This is a genomic window from Paenarthrobacter nitroguajacolicus, assembly GCF_029952445.1.
GTDB lineage: Bacteria > Actinomycetota > Actinomycetes > Actinomycetales > Micrococcaceae > Arthrobacter > Arthrobacter nitroguajacolicus_B.
Map to the genome: position 1 here is coordinate 43,175 of NZ_JAQPPK010000006.1, position 16,534 is coordinate 59,708.

At 63.0% G+C, this 16,534-nt stretch carries 17 protein-coding genes; 4 read left to right on the plus strand and 13 right to left on the minus strand.

The genetic code is table 11. From position 1 onward, the window contains the following. Positions 1-12: 12 nt before the first annotated feature. From rpmF to coaD, 3 genes are all read right to left on the minus strand, one after another. Entirely contained in the window at positions 13-216 is a 204-nt protein-coding gene (gene rpmF / locus PJL15_RS05560; RefSeq protein WP_011775139.1) for a 50S ribosomal protein L32, read from the minus strand. Positions 217-249: 33 nt separating this feature from the next. Beyond that, a complete protein-coding gene (locus PJL15_RS05565; RefSeq protein WP_079582429.1) occupies positions 250-777 on the minus strand; it encodes a YceD family protein in 528 nt (175 codons plus the stop codon). A gap of 166 nt (positions 778-943) precedes the next feature. Next, complete coding sequence (gene coaD, locus PJL15_RS05570) at positions 944-1,444, minus strand: pantetheine-phosphate adenylyltransferase (RefSeq protein ID WP_281450207.1); 501 nt, start codon at positions 1,442-1,444, stop codon at positions 944-946. Between the two features lie 35 nt (positions 1,445-1,479). Here coaD and PJL15_RS05575 point away from each other — a divergent pair, with 35 nt between their 5' ends. Both PJL15_RS05575 and PJL15_RS05580 read left to right on the plus strand, forming a co-directional pair. Then, the gene (locus PJL15_RS05575; protein WP_432443796.1) at positions 1,480-2,733 is read left to right on the plus strand and encodes an aminotransferase class I/II-fold pyridoxal phosphate-dependent enzyme; all 1,254 of its coding nucleotides are present in this window, start codon (positions 1,480-1,482) and stop codon (positions 2,731-2,733) included. Further along, positions 2,730-3,518, plus strand: a complete 789-nt coding sequence (locus PJL15_RS05580; protein WP_281450209.1) for a spermidine synthase — start codon at positions 2,730-2,732, stop codon at positions 3,516-3,518. The genes PJL15_RS05575 and PJL15_RS05580 overlap by 4 nt, the downstream gene beginning before the upstream one ends. Positions 3,519-3,539: 21 nt before the next feature. Here PJL15_RS05580 and rsmD read toward each other — a convergent pair whose 3' ends face one another. From rsmD to thiL, 4 genes are read right to left on the minus strand one after another with little or no spacing between them, the layout of a single operon-like run. Further along, entirely contained in the window at positions 3,540-4,106 is a 567-nt protein-coding gene (gene rsmD, locus PJL15_RS05585; RefSeq protein WP_281450210.1) for a 16S rRNA (guanine(966)-N(2))-methyltransferase RsmD, read from the minus strand. Positions 4,107-4,139: 33 nt separating this feature from the next. After that, positions 4,140-6,395, minus strand: a complete 2,256-nt coding sequence (locus tag PJL15_RS05590) for an ATP-dependent DNA helicase RecG (protein ID WP_281450211.1) — start codon at positions 6,393-6,395, stop codon at positions 4,140-4,142. Continuing rightward, a complete protein-coding gene (locus tag PJL15_RS05595; RefSeq protein ID WP_281450212.1) occupies positions 6,385-7,392 on the minus strand; it encodes a DAK2 domain-containing protein in 1,008 nt (335 codons plus the stop codon). Before PJL15_RS05595 ends, PJL15_RS05590 begins: the two co-directional genes overlap by 11 nt. Before the next feature lie 22 nt (positions 7,393-7,414). Beyond that, entirely contained in the window at positions 7,415-8,428 is a 1,014-nt protein-coding gene (gene thiL / locus PJL15_RS05600; RefSeq protein WP_281450213.1) for a thiamine-phosphate kinase, read from the minus strand. 122 nt (positions 8,429-8,550) lie between these two features. On the opposite strand from thiL, the gene PJL15_RS05605 reads away from it, so the two are divergent. Continuing rightward, positions 8,551-9,060, plus strand: a complete 510-nt coding sequence (locus PJL15_RS05605) for a DUF3515 family protein (protein WP_281450214.1) — start codon at positions 8,551-8,553, stop codon at positions 9,058-9,060. A 36-nt stretch (positions 9,061-9,096) separates the two neighbouring features. Here the strand turns inward: PJL15_RS05605 and PJL15_RS05610 are convergent, their stop codons facing one another. The 6 genes from PJL15_RS05610 to leuC form a co-directional block, all read right to left on the minus strand. Continuing rightward, positions 9,097-10,233, minus strand: coding sequence for a D-alanine--D-alanine ligase family protein (locus tag PJL15_RS05610; RefSeq protein ID WP_281450215.1), 1,137 nt, complete (start codon positions 10,231-10,233; stop codon positions 9,097-9,099). After that, positions 10,233-11,285 (minus strand): NAD(P)H-dependent glycerol-3-phosphate dehydrogenase, encoded by a 1,053-nt coding sequence (locus PJL15_RS05615; protein WP_281450216.1) that lies wholly within the window; start codon positions 11,283-11,285, stop codon positions 10,233-10,235. Before PJL15_RS05615 ends, PJL15_RS05610 begins: the two co-directional genes overlap by 1 nt. After that, positions 11,282-12,055, minus strand: coding sequence for a lysophospholipid acyltransferase family protein (locus PJL15_RS05620; protein WP_281450217.1), 774 nt, complete (start codon positions 12,053-12,055; stop codon positions 11,282-11,284). Before PJL15_RS05620 ends, PJL15_RS05615 begins: the two co-directional genes overlap by 4 nt. An 11-nt stretch (positions 12,056-12,066) precedes the next feature. Beyond that, on the minus strand, positions 12,067-13,392 hold the full coding sequence (gene murA, locus PJL15_RS05625) for a UDP-N-acetylglucosamine 1-carboxyvinyltransferase (RefSeq protein ID WP_281450218.1): 1,326 nt from the start codon (positions 13,390-13,392) through the stop codon (positions 12,067-12,069). Between the two features lie 207 nt (positions 13,393-13,599). Further along, positions 13,600-14,208 carry a 3-isopropylmalate dehydratase small subunit gene (gene leuD / locus PJL15_RS05630; protein ID WP_281450219.1) on the minus strand — a complete coding sequence of 203 codons (609 nt, stop codon included), beginning with the start codon at positions 14,206-14,208 and terminating at the stop codon, positions 13,600-13,602. Between the two features lie 9 nt (positions 14,209-14,217). Continuing rightward, complete coding sequence (gene leuC, locus PJL15_RS05635; protein ID WP_281450220.1) at positions 14,218-15,669, minus strand: 3-isopropylmalate dehydratase large subunit; 1,452 nt, start codon at positions 15,667-15,669, stop codon at positions 14,218-14,220. A gap of 145 nt (positions 15,670-15,814) precedes the next feature. On the opposite strand from leuC, the gene PJL15_RS05640 reads away from it, so the two are divergent. Beyond that, complete coding sequence (locus tag PJL15_RS05640; protein WP_014922101.1) at positions 15,815-16,534, plus strand: IclR family transcriptional regulator; 720 nt, start codon at positions 15,815-15,817, stop codon at positions 16,532-16,534.

Genomic DNA, 16,534 nt, shown 5'->3' on the forward strand with positions numbered 1-16,534 from the left:
CTCTACGGCAGATTAGGCGTCTGCGACCTTGCGGCCCTTGTATTCAAGGAACAGCGCGGTGCCGGCAGAGTCAGTAACGACCTTTGCCTGGTGCGGCAGGCTGTAGGTAACCTGACCGTTTTCGATGGTCTTGACCAAGTTGGGGGCAGTTGCCTTCCACTGGGCACGGCGGGCGCGTGTATTTGCGCGAGACATTTTCCGCTTGGGAACAGCCACGGCTATCTCATTTCTCTCTTAGACGAACACTTACTAATCGGTTTGCCGGTCAGTCTTAGCCAGATCAGCTAGGGCAGCCCAGCGAGGGTCAATGACCTCGTGGTGGTGCCCCGGCTCGTCTTCCAGACGCGCTCCACATTCGGAGCACAGGCCCTGGCAGTCTTCCCGGCACACCGGCTGGAACGGCAGCATAGTGACAACTGCGTCCCGCAACACCGGCTCAAGATCGATTAGATCGTACTCGACTCGACGTTGCTCTTCATCGTCTTCTTCGGCCGAAAGCTCAGCACCTTCGTAGAAGAAAAGTTCTTGCACATTGACCTCAAGGTCATACGCAAGGGGATCCAGGCATCGCCCGCATTCGCCGGTTACTTCGACAATCGCGGATCCAGATACCAGAATTCCTTCGTGTACGGCCTCAAGACGAAGATCCAGCTCGATATCCGAGCCTTCCTTTACGCCAATGAGCGCCACACCAAGGTCACTTGGCGCAGGTACATGCTCGTTGAGTGTCCGCATGGTCCCTGGACTGCGTCCAAGGTCCTTGACTACCAGCGCCAAGGGCGAACTTGCATCTCGCTTAATGAGAACTCCTGTAGAACATATGACCGACGTACCATCTTAGCCTGATCACGCTTGAGGACTCAAACTGACGCCGGGCGCGCGCAGAAGCGCACTGGATTCAGCTTGAGGGAACTCTGCATGAGGGCGCAGGTACCCCACAAGCCTACCCCTTGCGTGGAAGGTCAGTGGGCGGCTCGCCAGCAAGAAGCCGCTTCAACACCGATTTCGGCACGAAATCCGAGATGTCGCCACCCAGGACATTGACTTCCTTGATCAAGGTGGAGGACAGATGCACGTAATGCGCCTCGGCGGGCAGAAAGACTGTTTCGACGCCGGCCAACTGGCGGTTCATGGTGGCCATCGGCAACTCGTAATCGAAGTCCGAGGATGAGCGCAGGCCCTTGACAATGGCCGAGATGCCCCTGTGCCGGCAATACTCGGCGAGCAAGCCTTCACCCATGGGTTCGACGATGATGCCACGCAGGGAAGCGAGCGTTTCACGCGCCATCTCCATGCGGTCCTCGAGGCTGAACCGGTACTTCTTGGCGTAGTTGGTGGACACGGCCACGATGACTTCATCGAACAGGCCGGCGGCCCGGGCAATGACTTCGAGATGTCCATTGTGGATAGGGTCAAAGGATCCAGGGCATACCGCGCGTCTCATGAGACGAACCTACCCCATGGCTTTGCCGGGATACCATGGCTGCCATGGCATCAGCAGGCAGCAGCACCCCGTTCACTGGAACTTCCGCCGGCACTCAGGCACCTTGGAAACGGGCCGCTGTTGGAGCCAACCTGCTATCCCCTTCCGGGGACCTGGGAGTCACCATCTTCGAAGAGATGACCACTTTGGCGGTATCAACCGGTGCCATAAACCTGGGGCAAGGATTTCCCGACGAGGACGGCCCCGCCGAGATCAAAGCTGCTGCACAGGCTGCCATCGCAGCCGGTGCCAACCAGTACGCGCCCGGCAAGGGTGTCGCCGCGTTGCGGGAAGCGGTCTCAGCGCACCAGCAGCGCTTCTACGGCCTTGCCCCCGATCCCGAAAATGAAGTGCTGGTCACCACGGGGGCAACCGAAGCCATCGCAGCCGCGCTGCTGGCTTTTGTCCAGCCCGGTGACGAAGTCCTGACTTTCGAGCCGTTCTACGACTCGTACGGAGCAGTCATCGGCTTGGCAGGTGCCACGCATGTCACCGCTCCCCTGTTGGCACCCGATTTCATGCCCGACCTCGCCACGTTGGAAGAGTCCTTCAGCAGCAGAACGAAGATTGTCCTCCTGAACAACCCGCACAATCCCACGGGTGCTGTCTTTCCGGAAAGCGTGCTGAGCAGGATCGTGGAGTTGGCCGCCAAATACGGGGCCATCATCCTCAGCGACGAAGTCTACGAACACCTCACCTTCGGAGTACCGCACATCCCCGTGACCACCCTCCCGGGCGCCGCCGAACGGACCATCACCATCTCCTCGGCCGGCAAGACCTTCTCTTTCACAGGCTGGAAGATCGGCTGGCTCAGCGGCCCCGCAGATCTGGTGGCTTCGGTGCGTACCGTGAAGCAATTCCTGACCTACAGTTCCGGCACGCCCTTCCAGGGTGCCATCGCCGTGGGACTTGGCCTGCCCGATCAGTTCTACACCGGCATAGCCGAGACCCTTCGCCACAAGCGCGACATCCTCGCAGAAGGCCTCCGAGCCGCAGGTTTCAGCGTTTACAACCCGAGTGGCACCTATTTCATCAACGTCGATACCTCGCCCTTGGGCATCCGGGACTCCGTAGACCTGGCAAGGCGCCTGCCCGGCCTCGTGGGGGTGGCCGCCATCCCCGTCCCCGTCTTCTGCCATGCCGACGGCGCCGAACGAACCCGGAGCCTGCTGCGTTTCGCCTTCTGCAAGAAGGTCGACGTCCTGGAAGAAGCGGCCGGACGGCTTGCCACGCTCAAGGACCGGCTGTGAAGCCGCACGACTCCGGCCACGCTGCGCGTTTCCTCCGAACAACGGGCCAACACGCCAGCATTGAACAGGACGAATTGGTAGGGGGCAGCTTCATCCTCAGCATCGGCGGCGCCGAGCAATCACACGTCAATCTCGCCGATCCGGCTGAGATCTTCTACGAATACCTCCGCAGGATCGGGCATGTGGTGGACTTGGCCGCCGGGTCCGACCAGCCTATCCGGGCCCTGCATTTGGGGGCCGGAGCGCTCACGCTGGCCCGCTACATCCAAGCCACCCGGCCCGGCTCCGAACAGCATGCCGTTGAACTGGAACGCGAACTTCTTGATTTCGTCCTTCAGAAACTGCCCATGCCTGAAGGCACAAAACTGACCACCCACATCGGCGATGCCCGCGATGCCCTGGCCGGGCTGAGCTCCGAAGCCGCCTTCGACGTCGTCATCCTTGATATCTTCTCCGGCCCCGAGGCGCCTGCCCATATCGCCTGCAGGGAGTTCTATGAAGAAGCGGCTGCGCTGCTGACTTCCGACGGCGTGCTGATAGTCAATGTGGGCGACGAGCCTGCGCTCACGCTGGTCCGCAGCCAGGTATTGGCACTGCGCGAGGCCATGACGGATGTCGCTGCCTTCGCGGAGGCCGGGATGTTTGAGGGCCGCTATCCGGGCAACATCATCCTGGTTGGCACCCGCAGGCCATGGCCCGCGGAATGGACAGCTGAACTCCTTGCCCGCGGCCCCCACCCGGCCGCGGTCCTTCACGGGGTGGACCTGGACCGGATCAGCGGCTAACTGGACCGGATCAGCAAGTAGCTAGGCAGGTTCGGCGAACCACAGCTTCGTCTCGCCGTACTTCTTGTGGGCGAAACACTCCATGGCTTCAGGCCACGCCGGCTCCGGGCTGCGGGAACTGCGCTCCACCACCACCACGGCTGCCTCATCCAGGTGTGAGGCCAACTTTGCGAGCACCGCGCCCAAGGCAGGCTCGTCCAAGGGGTAGGGCGGGTCAAGGAAGACCAAGTCCCACACCGAGGCATCTCCGGCGCGCTCCAGGAAAGACTCCACCTTTGAGCGGTGCACGGAGACCTTCTTGGTTCCAACGCTCTGGTTGACCAAGTCAGCGTTACGCTGGCAAACATCGCTGGCCCTGGCATCGAATTCCACCAGGTCCACGCTGCGGGCTCCCCTGCTGGCGCTCTCAACACCCAGGGAACCCGAACCCGCGTAGAGGTCAAGGACCCTGGCATCGTCAATGACCGCCAGTGATTCCAAGCGCGAGAACAAGGCTTCCTTGACGCGGTCCGTAGTGGGTCGCGTGGCGGTCCCCGGGACGCTGGCCAAGGGATTTCCGCCGGCGACACCAGCGATGATCCGGCTCATTGCCGCACTCCCTGTGGACGCTGCCTCGGGCTTCTAACCGCGTTCAAGGAACGCCTCCTTCTCGGGATTCAAATACTGATCGATTGCAGCGGCAAGGGCAGGCTGGTCCTGCAGCGCAGGATCCTGCCCCACCAAGGCCTGGGCGTCGGCGCGTGCGCGGGCAATGATGTCCTCGTGCTCAAGGACGCGGAGCAACTTCAACGTCGACCGTCCCCCGGACTGCGATGCACCCAGGATGTCGCCTTCCCGGCGCAGCTTCAGGTCTTCCTGCGACAACTCAAAACCGTCAGTGGTGGACGCAACGGCTTCCAGCCGGCGACGACTCGGATGTCCCGGTTCCAGGGTGGTCACCAGGAGGCACGTGCCAGGCAGCCCGCCCCGGCCCACCCGTCCGCGCAACTGGTGGAGCTGCGAAATGCCAAAACGGTCAGCGTCCAGGATCACCATCAAGGTGGCATTGTGGACATCCACGCCCACCTCAATGACGGTTGTGGACACCAGCACTTTGGTCTGGTTGGACGCAAAGGAGGCCATGGTTTCAGACTTCACCTGGGGATCCTGCCGGCCGTGAAGCGGGGCGACCGGAACACCGGCCAGGGCTGGTTCCTGCAGGAGGCTTTCGACGACGGCAGTCACCGACGCGAGCTCCCTCGCCGGCCCCTCGTCCGAGAGTGCAGCGTCGCTTGGCTCCGCTTCCCCCGGACTGAAGTCGCCGTCGTCGTCCGATCCGATCTTGGGGCACACCACATAGACCTGGTGACCCGACTCGACCTCCTCCCGGGACCGTTTCCAGATGCGGTCCGCCCAGCCGGGGTTTTCGGAAAGGCCCACCACATGGGTGGAAATTGGTGCTCGGCCTGCGGGAAGTTCATCCAGGATGGAGGTTTCGAGGTCGCCGAAAACTGTCATCGCCACAGTGCGCGGGATGGGGGTTGCGGTCATCACGAGCAAGTGCGGAGGCCGCTGCGCTTTTGCCCGGAGCGCATCACGCTGTTCCACTCCGAAGCGGTGCTGCTCGTCAACGACGATCAAGCCGAGGTCCTGGAAACTGGTTTTGTCGCTCAGCAAGGCATGCGTACCGATCACGATTCCGGCATTTCCCGAAGCTGCGTCCAGCATTGCCTGTTTCCGTGCGGCAGTGGGCATGGAACCGGTCAGCAAGGTTACTTGCACGGCTTGCTGCGACGAGTCGCCTCCGAGCATGCCCGCCCCACCAAACATGTGGTCCCGGGCCAGCGGGCCAAGTGTTCGCCGAATGGAGTCAAAGTGTTGGGCCGCAAGGACTTCCGTTGGCGCAAGAAGGGCAGCCTGCCCTCCGGCATCCACCACCTGGAGCATGGCCCGCAGGGCGACGATGGTCTTGCCGGAACCCACCTCACCCTGCAGAAGCCTGTTCATGGGCGTGTCCCGGGCCAGTTCTTCGGCAACCGTTTTTCCGACGGCGGACTGGCCGGCGGTCAGCGTAAAGGGCAGGTTCTGATCGAATTTGCTGAGCAGTCCACCCGCCAATGGCCGCCTGGCCGTCGCTTCCTCAGCCGCGAGCTGGGCCCGCCTCCGGGCCAACGCAGTCTGCAGGACCAAGGCTTCCTGGTAGCGGAAACGCTCCTGCGCCCTCTGCCAGTCCTTCGGAGTCTCGGGTGAATGGATCAGTCGGTACGCATCCGCGACGCTGAGGAAGCCGTCCCTGCCGGCAATATGCGCAGGGATGGGGTCCTCCAGCGCATCAAGGTCCATGGTCTGAAGCAGGGCAGTAATGACCTTATGGATGGACCAGCTGGTCAGCTTCGCCGTAGCCGGGTACACCGGAATGGGCATGGCCGCGAGTTTCGCAGGGTCCGCCGCGCCCTCGGCATCCGGGTCCTCGTCCAGCAAAAGGAAATCCGGATTGGTCAGGCCCAGAGCCCCGCCATAGCGGGTGACCTTCCCCGAAAACATGGCCCGGCGACCAGCCAGAAGCTCCGCCTTGGCCCGGAACCCGTTGAAGAAACTCACCTTCAGCGTTCCGGGAACGCCACTTCCTCCGGCTTCGTCGGTGACCACTACGTCCGTGATGGAGCCACGCCGCGCCCGCATCTGCCGGGAGCTGTTGGAGAGGACACGGGCTATGAGCGTGACTTCCTCGTCCAGCGGAAGATTGCTGATGGGAGTCAGCTCCCCACGGCTGAGGTAACGCCGAGGGAAATAGTTCAGCAGGGCACCGGATGTTTTCAGGCCAAGATGTTTGTCAATAACGGCTGCTGACCGCTTGCCGATCCTGCGTTCAAGAGGCAGGTCCAGTTCAGTAGTCATGCCGTGGCTGGTCTGAATCATGCCGGGGCAGGGCAAGCTGGCTAACGGCGATATCGCTCGGTTCCCCGAGCGACCTGATCAATTCGACGGCGGGCTCCGGGTCCGGGACGTGTACGTGGACACGCCAACGGTAGCTGGCTTCGACGGTGGATTCCTCGTCGTCGTCGTCGCTGGCCTGCGTGCCGCCAACCTGGCTCATGATGACCGAGTCCCCCATCTCATCCAGTCTTTGACGCAGGATGGCCGCATTGAGCGGGGAAAGACTGATGGTGCACATGACCTCCACTCCGTCGTCGGCCGGCATGTGCTCATGGATGTGGGGATCCTGCAGTTTGTACCCATGAAGGTCGTCCAGGATCTCGTCCTGCAACTCTTCGCCCAGGACCGCAGAACGAAGGCAGTCCAGCACCAGCAGCATGCCCACGCCGCCGGCATCGACCACGTGTGCCGCCTGCAACTGTGCCAGCTCCCCCTCCGTGCGCAGAACGGCCTGATAGGCAGCTTCCACCACGGCATCCAGCGACAGGCCAAGGGCATGGTTGCTGTCGTCGCCGTCCTGCTCAGCGTCAACTCGCTGCGCTGCGTGCGCTGCGGCTTCCAGCACGGAGAGCATGGTTCCGGCCACAGGCTCACTGAGCGCAGACCAGGCGCGGATTTGTGCCCTGTTCAACGCGGTGGCGAGAAGCGGGGCGCTAAGGCGCGTTTTGCCGGCCAAAGGTTCGGCCGCGGCGCACAAAAACACGGCGAACAGCGTTCCCGAGTTGCCCCGTGCCTGCTCCATGGCTGCCTGGCCGGCTTTGGACAACACGGCGCCAACATCGTGGCCGGATTCGGACGAATCAGGTGCGGCTTCATCCAAGGCGGAAGCGGCGGCCCGTACCGTGAGATAGAGGTTTGTGCCTGTGTCACCGTCGGCAACGGGGAAGATGTTGATCGCATTGAGGCGGTCGCTGTGGTTGCCAAGGACCACTTCCGCCTTGCTGAGCCAACGTTTCATGGCGTGTGCATTCGCGGCGATCTTAGTCTGCAAAGTGATCCCATCCAACGGTGTCAGCAGCAAGCCCGGCAATCCGGACGCCGCTGCCTGGCGGCTCGACAACGGCTTGAACTGAGCCTATCGCAGTGAAGCCGTGCGGCAGCTGAATTCCTGCTGGGAACGTGGCCAGCAGCCCGTGGTCTTCTCCCCCGCCCAGAACCCACTGCATTGCTTCCTTGCCCAGCAAAGCGGCGGCCGGTTCCAACACGGCGGCATATTTTTTCAACGCGAGGGGGTCGAAATCCAGCACCGCGTCACTGGCAGTGGCCAGCCGGCCGCCGTCGCGCAGCAAGCCGTCCGAGATGTCCAGCATGGCCGTGGCGGCCGCCCTTGCAGCGAGCGGGCCGGCCTCCAACGGCGGGAAAGGCCTGCATTGGCTGTCCACGAAGCCCCTCAACTCATCGCTGAGTTTCCCGATCGGGATATCGCTCTCGAGCAACGCCCAGCCGGCGGCCGCCCGTCCCAGCGTCCCGGCCACCGCAACAATGTCTCCGGCACGCGCGCCGGAGCGCAGCACCGGCGCCACCCCGGCAAGAGTTCCGACGACGGCCACGGTCACCGCGATCTCGCGGCCGCGGCCGAGGTCACCGCCTGCAACTGAGCAGTCCGGGGCGCCCAAGGCCACTATGGCCGCTGTCAGGCCGTCTGCAAAAGCTTCCACCCAGTCGACCGGAGTTGACGGAGGCATGGTCAGGCTCACCACCAGGGAAGTAGCACTGCCACCCATGGCGTTGATGTCACTGAGGTTTTGCGCCGCAGCTTTCCAACCGACGTCGTATCCGCTGGTCCTGTAGCCGTTGTTCCACTGGAGCCTGAAGTCCTGGTCCTGGGTTTGGGTGTCGATGGAGATCAGGGTGCGGCCATCCGGCGCAGCGACCAGGGCTGCATCATCCCCGGGTCCCAACAGGATGCCGGGGCTGCTGTTCAGCCGGGGGAAGATCCTGGCAAGGAGCTCGGACTCCGAGAGGTCCTGGACTGTCAATTGTTCTGCTGGCACGGCTCTACGCTATCGCGATCCACCGACAGGATAACGACGCAGGGGTTCGCGACTGGCTCCGCGGCTTTGTGACCGGGGCTACTCCCGGCCGGCCGGCCGTGCTTGCGGGATAGGCTAAAGGGATGCACCGAAAGACCCTCCGCCGGACTGCCATGGCCATTTCGCTGGCTTCAGCATCCGTCCTCGCCTTGTCTGCCTGTTCTCCAGCTGTCGACGTTACCGCTGCCGCGGACGCCGCCAACCCTGCCTGTGCCCCGATGATGGTTGCGCTGCCTGACAAGATCGGCGATGCCGCCCTCCGCAACACCAACAGCCAGGCGACAGCGGCCTGGGGAGATCCTTCGCAGGTCATCCTGCGTTGCGGCGTCAATGTTCCCGGCCCAACAACGGACCGCTGTGTCAGCGTCAACGACATCGACTGGGTCATCAAAGAAGGAGATCCGGTGTACACGCTCACCACGTTTGGTCGTGAGCCGGCCACGGAAATCCTGATCGATCCGGTCAAATTGGAAGCCGCCAACATCAGCTCCGCAACCGTCCTGACCGAACTCGCAGCCGCCGTCGGAAAAATCAAGGCGACCGGCAAGTGCGTTGGCCAGGAGGACCTGCAGAACCTGCCCACAAACAAGTAAGTCAGCGCAGGAAGTACGTCAGGGCGGGCAAGTTCGTTAGCGCAGGCCCGTTTTCCGGGTCAGCGCCAAGTGGATGAGTTCATCGATCAGCTCGCCGTAAGCCAATCCGGAAGCGGCCCACATCTGCGGGTACATGCTCTTGGGAGTGAAGCCCGGCATCGTGTTGATCTCATTGATGATCAGTTCACCGGCGGGAGTGTAGAAGAAATCCACCCGGCTGAGTCCCTCGGCACCGACGGCGTCGAAGGCGACCGCTGCCAGTTCCCTTACCCGGGCGATGGCTTCATCAGGCATGTCGGCAGGGCAGCTGAGGGCTGCAGCCCCGTCCTCCACGTATTTGGCAGCGAAGTCGTAGAACTGGTGTTCCCCGGCAGCCACGGCGATTTCTCCGGGCATCGACGTGCGGGGCGCATCGGTGCCACGCCCCTGCAGAACGGCGCACTCGATTTCACGTCCCACGATTCCGGCTTCGATAACCAGTTTCAGGTCGTGGCGGCGCGCTTCCTCGACGGCGGCATCCAGGTCCTCCAGCGAGTCCACTTTGGATATTCCCATGGAGGAACCCGCACGGGCGGGCTTGACGAAGACCGGGAATCCGAGCTTGTCCACACGCTTGCGGACGGCCTCGGCGTCGGTCACCCAGTCGCGGTCCGTCACGGCGATGTACGGCCCCACCTTCAGGCCGGCGGATTCAAACACCACTTTCATGAAGTGCTTATCCATTCCCACGGCGGAGGCCAACACTCCGGCCCCCACGTAGCGGGTGTCGGACAGTTCAAGGAGGCCTTGGATGGTCCCGTCCTCGCCCCAGGGCCCGTGCAGCAGCGGGAAGACGACGTCCACGGATCCCAGTACCTGCGGAACCGCATTGGGTTCGGTCACGATCAGCTGGTGCGACCCGCCAATCTCGGCCAATGTCACGGTCTTACCGGAGGTCGCCACCTCGGGAAGGGCCGTGGAACTGAGGGACCACTGGCTGGTGTCGCCGGAGGCCAAGACCCACTGACCCGACTTCGCGATGCCGATGGGGATGACGTCGTACTTGTTGGTATCAATGGCCCCCATGACACCGGCCGCCGTGACACAGCTGACAGCGTGTTCGCTTGAGCGGCCGCCAAAGAGGATCGCCACGCGGGGCTTGGCCTTCAAGGGTGTGGATTCTTCATTCACCATCAGTAGTCGCCTTCGGACTTCAGTGCCCGGGCCAACAGTCGCGGCCCAAGGTCATCAACGGACATTCTGCCTTCAAGCACGGCGACTACGGCCGCGGTGATGGGCATTTCGACGTTCAGTTTTCCAGCCAGTTCGTGCACGGCAGGGCCGGATTTGATGCCTTCAGCGGTCTGCGTCATCTTTTCTGCCACCTGCTCCAGGCTGAACCCCTCACCGAGCAAGCGTCCGGCGGTGTGGTTCCGGGAAAGCGCTGAGGAGCAGGTGGCAACGAGGTCGCCGAGACCTGCGAGGCCTGCCATCGTGTGTGCTTCGCCGCCCAACGCCAGGGCTAGCCGCGACGTCTCCGCGAGGCCACGCGTAATCACCGAGGCCTTGGTGTTGTCCCCCATTTGCCGCCCTTCGCAGATCCCCACGGCGAGGGCAATCACGTTCTTGACGATTCCGCCGATCTCCACACCTACAACGTCCGTACTGGTGTACGGACGGAAATAGGGAGCTGTGCAGCACAAGGCAATCGCCGCAGCCGTGTCCGCGTCGCTGCAGGCCACCACTGAGGCGGTGGGCTGCTCCCGGGCGATTTCCATTGCCAGGTTGGGTCCGGATACCACGGCCACACGCGTGTCCGAGAGACCAAGTTCCTGGGCAATGACTTCGCTCATACGGGCGTCGGTGCCCAATTCCAGGCCCTTCATGAGGGACACCACCACGGCCTCAGAGGACACCAGTGGCTTCCAGTCTCCCAACTGCGGCCTCAGTGATTGGGCCGGCACGGCGAGGACCACCAAGGTGGCGTCCTTCAGGACCTCCGCTACATCCGTGGAAGCGATGATGGATGCAGGCAGCTCGATGTCCTTCAAATACTGCTTATTGCGGTGAAGTGAATTGATCTGCTCCACGACTTCCGGCCGCCGCCCCCAGATGCGGATGCTGCGTTCAATACCCGCAGCAGCTGCCGCGTCTGCCAGGATCTTCGCAAACGTGGTGCCCCAGGACCCCGCTCCCAGAACCGCTACGGTACTGGGAACGAAGCCGGCGCTTTCGATGAGCGTCATTTGCCGGCCTCCGGGTCCTGGTCCTCGGAGGGAGCTCCCTCGACCAGACGGCCGTGCTTGCTTTGTTTGTGGAGCGATGGGTCCCAGCGTTCAGCCGGCGCGGATTCGCCACGAAGCGTTTCGAGGAGGGCCGTAATGGCGTCCATGATCACGTCGGTGGCTTCGGTGAGGGTAGCCCGGTCAAGGGGCCTGTCCGCGAAGGAACTCAGATCCACCGGTTCGCCCACCAGGACGCGGACAGTCTTGCGGGGAAAGACGTGGAACCGCTTGGCGTAGCGCGGGAAGACCTCCTGGGCACCCCAGTGCGCGACAGGAACTACGGGCGCCCCCGTTTGCAAGGCAAGGCGGGCAGCCCCGGTGTGGCCTTTCATCGGCCAAAGGTTGGGATCCCGGGTCAGGGTGCCTTCCGGATAGATGATGATGGCGCCACCGGCGTCCACCACCTCCTTGGCGAGCTGCAGCGAGCGGTTCGCTCCCGCCGTCGAGCGTTCAACGGGAATCTGCTTCGCGGCGCGCAGCAAGCTGCCCAGCACAGGCACCTTGAAAAGGCCCGATTTCGCCAGGAAGTGGGGTGGCCGCTTCTGGTTGTACACCATGTGCCCCACCACAATGGGATCAATCTCAGTGCAGTGGTTCGGCACCGCAATGAAACCACCCGCAGGAAGGTTCTCAAGGCCCTCCCACTTCTTTGCCATCAACATATTCATCGCCGGACGTGCGAGGCCCGCCAGCAATATGAACATGGCACGGCTCGTGGCCGATTCCTTCAAGGGATCCCCCGCTACTTGATGGTGGTGATGTCGAAATCGGCGCCCAGGGCGGCCAGCTTCTCAGTGAAGCGCTCGTAACCGCGGTTGATGATATCGATCCCGGTGACTTTTGACGTACCTGTTGCTGCCAGTGCCGCAATGAGGTGGCTGAAGCCGCCGCGGAGATCCGGGATGTCGATGTCGGTGCCACGAAGGGGTGTGGGGCCGGAAATCACTGCCGAGTGGAGGAAGTTCCGCTGGCCGAAACGGCACGGCACACTGCCAAGGCACTCGCGGTGCACCTGGATGTTCGCTCCCATCCGGGCCAAAGCCTCGGTGAAGCCGAAGCGGTTCTCGTAGACGGTCTCGTGGACAATCGATACACCCTCCGCCTGGGTCAGTGCGACCACCAGGGGCTGCTGCCAGTCGGTCATGAAGCCGGGGTGCACGTCCGTCTCCAGTACCAGCGGGGTGAGCTTTCCGCCTTGGTGGTAGAAACGGATGCCGTCATCGCCGATATCCATGCCGCCGCCCACCTTGCGGTAGGTGTTCAGGAACGTCATCATGTCGCGCTGGGAGGCGCCTTCAACGAAAATGTCGCCGCGGGTTACCAGGGCAGCGGAGGCCCAGGAAGCGGACTCGTTGCGGTCCGGGAGTGCGCGGTGGTTGTACCCGCGGAGGTCCTTGACGCCTTCGATGCGGATGGTGCGGTCAGTCTGGACGCTGATGATGGCACCCATCTTCTGGAGGACAGCGATGAGGTCGATGATCTCAGGCTCGGTCGCCGCGCCGATGAGCTCCGTGATGCCTTCGGCGCGTGTTGCGCTGAGCAGAACCTGCTCCGTAGCTCCGACCGACGGGTAGGGAAGGGAAATCTTGGCACCGTGCAGGCCATGCGGGGCTGAAATGTGGATGCCGCCTGGGCGCTTTTCGACCACTGCACCAAACTGCCTCAACACGTTGAGGTGGTAATCGATGGGGCGGTCGCCGATCTTGCATCCGCCGAGATCGGGAATGAAGGCCTCGCCGATCGCGTGGATCAGCGGCCCGCACAGCAGGATGGGAATGCGGGAGTCCCCTGCGTGGGCGTCAATAGCAGTGCTGGAGGCCGTCTTGGCTTCTGTGGGATCCAGGGTGAGGTCACCCGACACCGGATCCTTCACCACAGTCACTCCGTGGAGCTGCAGAAGGCTGGTGACAACCTCTACATCCTTGATTTCCGGCACGTTCCTCAGCACCGATGGTTCACTGCCCAGCAACGCGGCCACCATGGCCTTGGGCACAAGGTTCTTGGCACCGCGAACGGTCACTCGTCCGGTTAATGGGACGCCACCGCGGATTGTCAGAACACTACTCATCTATACCGGTTTCCTCACGACTACTCGCCCCCCAAACTTACAAAGGCTCCAGCTAAGCATAGAAGCTCGCGTTACCGAACCGAAATGGACCCGCCCCGCGCCGCGAGGTTGCTACTCCGGCGAGACGGACGCAAAAAAGGACCGCCGGGTCCCTGACGCGGGCTCCGGCGGTCCTCTATGAGCGCAATTTTCGTTGACCGGTCAGAGTCAGCTGGCCTCAACCTTCGCCGGGATCGTCTTGGGCTTGAAGGAGGGCCGGGTTGCTTCGTACGCGGTGATGTCTTCCTCGTGCTGGAGGGTCAGGCCGATGTCATCCAGCCCCTCCAGGAGGCGCCAGCGGGTGTAGTCGTCGATGTCAAAGGTCGCCACCACGTTGCCGCACTCCACCGTCTTGCTGACCAGGTCCACCTTCACCTCGGTGCCGGGAGCGTTCTCCAGCACCTTCCAGATCAGTTCGATGTCATCCTGGGCCACCTGCGCGGCCAGGAGTCCCTGCTTGCCGGAGTTGCCGCGGAAAATATCGGCAAAACGGGAAGAGAGGACGGCTTTGAATCCGTAGTCCTTGAGCGCCCAGACCGCGTGCTCACGCGATGATCCGGTACCAAAATCAGGTCCGGCAACCAGCACGGAACCGGCGTTGAACGGAGCCTGGTTCAAGATGAAGGACTCGTCCTTGCGCCAAGCGGCGAACAGTGCGTCCTCGAAACCGGTGCGGGTGATCCGCTTGAGGTAGACGGCGGGGATGATCTGGTCGGTGTCCACATTGCTCTGGCGAAGCGGGACCCCGATGCCGGTGTGGGTTGTGAAAGCTTCCATGGGATCCTCCTAGACTGCGATTCCGGTCAAAGTGCCTGTGCTGGCGGACTCGAGGTCCGAGGGCGAGCTCAGCGTGCCGCGGACGGCCGTAGCTGCTGCCACCACGGGAGAGACCAGGTGTGTGCGGCCACCCTTGCCCTGGCGGCCCTCAAAGTTGCGGTTGGACGTCGAGGCGCAACGCTCCCCCGGTTCCAGCTGGTCCGGGTTCATGCCCAGGCACATTGAGCAGCCGGCGAAGCGCCATTCGGCACCGAATTCCTTGAAGACCTTGTCCAGGCCCTCAGCTTCGGCTTCGAGGCGGACGCGGGCGGATCCGGGAACAACCAGCATCCGGACCTTCGGGTCCTTCTCCCGGCCGCGGATGATGTCCGCTGCCGCGCGCAGGTCCTCGATGCGTGAGTTGGTGCAGGAACCCAGGAAGACAGTGTCCACGCGGATGTCCTTCATGGGTGTTCCTGCTTCGAGGCCCATGTAGCTCAGGGCGCGTTCTGCGGCGGCCTTGGCGTTCTCGTCGCCGAAATCTTCCGGGGACGGGACCTTGGCCGAAAGGGAAACGCCCTGGCCCGGGTTGGTTCCCCAGGTCACGAACGGCTCAAGGGTGTCGGCATCCAGGTCCACCTCGACGTCGAACGTGGCGTCCTCATCGGTGTGCAGCGTGTTCCAGTACTCGACGGCGGCATCCCAGTCAGCGCCTTCGGGCGCATGCGGCCTGCCTTGCATGTAGTCGTAGGTCGTCTGGTCGGGGGCGACCATACCGGCACGTGCGCCGGCTTCGATGGACATGTTGCAAATGGTCATGCGTGCATCCATGGACAGGGCCCGGATAGCAGAACCTCGGTATTCCAGGACGTAGCCCTGCCCGCCGCCCGTGCCGATCTTCGCGATGACCGCCAGGATGATGTCCTTGGCAGTGACTCCTGGACGCAGCGTGCCTTCAACGTTGATGGCCATGGTCTTGAACGGCTTCAAGGACAGCGTCTGTGTGGCCATGACGTGCTCGACTTCGGAGGTGCCGATGCCCATGGCAAGCGCCCCGAACGCGCCGTGGGTGGAAGTGTGGGAGTCGCCGCACACCACGGTCATGCCGGGTTGGGTGAGGCCCAACTGCGGCCCTACGACGTGGACGATGCCCTGTTCCTTGTCGCCAAGGGAGTGCAGGCGGACACCGAACTCCCTGCAGTTGGCGCGCAGGGTTTCGATCTGCGTACGGCTGGTGAGATCGGCGATCGGCTTGTCGATATCCAGCGTGGGAGTGTTGTGGTCCTCCGTGGCGATGGTCAAGTCCACCCGGCGGAGCTTGCGGCCGGCCAGGCGCAGGCCCTCGAAGGCCTGCGGCGACGTCACTTCGTGGACGAGGTGCAGGTCGATGAAGAGAAGATCGGGCTGGGCGTTGGCTCCTTCGCCTTCACCCTTGCGCACAACGTGCGCGTCCCAGACTTTCTCGGCCAGTGTCTTTCCCACGGCCTTGCTCCCTTCACTGCGGTTGGCTTATTGCTTTTGTTCTGCGTCCACTGACACGTGGTCTTGTTCCACTGAAGCAGCACCGCTGCGAAATAGGCCAGCGAAACAACTTGCATCTCAGATATTGAGACGGCAATATCATTACATGGACAATTCTAGTGGAGTCGGTGTCATAGATAAAGCGGCCCAAGTGCTCGACGCCCTTGAGGCAGGGCCAACGACACTTGCCCAACTCGTAGCAGCCACCGGACTGGCACGGCCCACGGTTCACCGGCTCGCCCTGGCGCTGGTCCACCACCGGCTTGTCAGCCGGGACATCCAAGGGCGCTTTGTCCTTGGCAGCAGGCTTGTCGAGCTTGCCTCCGCTGCCGGCGAAGACAGGTTGATTGCCTCCGCCGGTCCGGTCCTCATCCAACTACGCGACGCCACCGGCGAAAGCGCCCAGATTTTCCGCCGCCAAGGCGACTGGCGCGTATGCGTGGCCTCAGCCGAGCGTCCCATCGGCCTTCGGGACACCATTCCGGTAGGCACCCAATTGTCCATGAAGGCCGGCTCCGCCGCACAGGTACTGCTGGCATGGGAAGACCACGACCGCCTTCTGGAAGGACTGCAGAACGCCCGGTTCACGCCCACGGTCCTGGCAGGAGTACGACGCCGGGGCTGGGGTCAGAGCCTCGGCGAACGCGAGCCTGGGGTCGCCTCTGTTTCGGCGCCGGTGCGCGGACCGTCCGGCAGGGTCATCGCCGCGGTATCCATCTCCGGTCCAATCGAACGCCTGACACGCCAGCCCGGCCGCCTCCACGCCGAAGTCGTTTGCAATGCCGCGCGGGTCCTCACTGAAGCCTTGCGGAAGAACAACGACTAG

Bases quoted from the DNA above. Each gene is read 5' to 3' on its own strand.
- coaD (WP_281450207.1), bottom strand. From the start codon at position 1,444: ATGAGACGCGCGGTATGCCCTGGATCCTTTGACCCTATCCACAATGGA.
- PJL15_RS05575 (WP_432443796.1), top strand. From the start codon at position 1,480: ATGGCTGCCATGGCATCAGCAGGCAGCAGCACCCCGTTCACTGGAACT.
- rsmD (WP_281450210.1), bottom strand. From the start codon at position 4,106: ATGAGCCGGATCATCGCTGGTGTCGCCGGCGGAAATCCCTTGGCCAGC.
- PJL15_RS05590 (WP_281450211.1), bottom strand. From the start codon at position 6,395: ATGACTACTGAACTGGACCTGCCTCTTGAACGCAGGATCGGCAAGCGG.
- PJL15_RS05595 (WP_281450212.1), bottom strand. From the start codon at position 7,392: ATGAAACGTTGGCTCAGCAAGGCGGAAGTGGTCCTTGGCAACCACAGC.
- PJL15_RS05605 (WP_281450214.1), top strand. From the start codon at position 8,551: ATGCACCGAAAGACCCTCCGCCGGACTGCCATGGCCATTTCGCTGGCT.
- PJL15_RS05610 (WP_281450215.1), bottom strand. From the start codon at position 10,233: ATGGTGAATGAAGAATCCACACCCTTGAAGGCCAAGCCCCGCGTGGCG.
- PJL15_RS05615 (WP_281450216.1), bottom strand. From the start codon at position 11,285: ATGACGCTCATCGAAAGCGCCGGCTTCGTTCCCAGTACCGTAGCGGTT.
- murA (WP_281450218.1), bottom strand. From the start codon at position 13,392: ATGAGTAGTGTTCTGACAATCCGCGGTGGCGTCCCATTAACCGGACGA.
- leuD (WP_281450219.1), bottom strand. From the start codon at position 14,208: ATGGAAGCTTTCACAACCCACACCGGCATCGGGGTCCCGCTTCGCCAG.
- PJL15_RS05640 (WP_014922101.1), top strand. From the start codon at position 15,815: ATGGACAATTCTAGTGGAGTCGGTGTCATAGATAAAGCGGCCCAAGTG.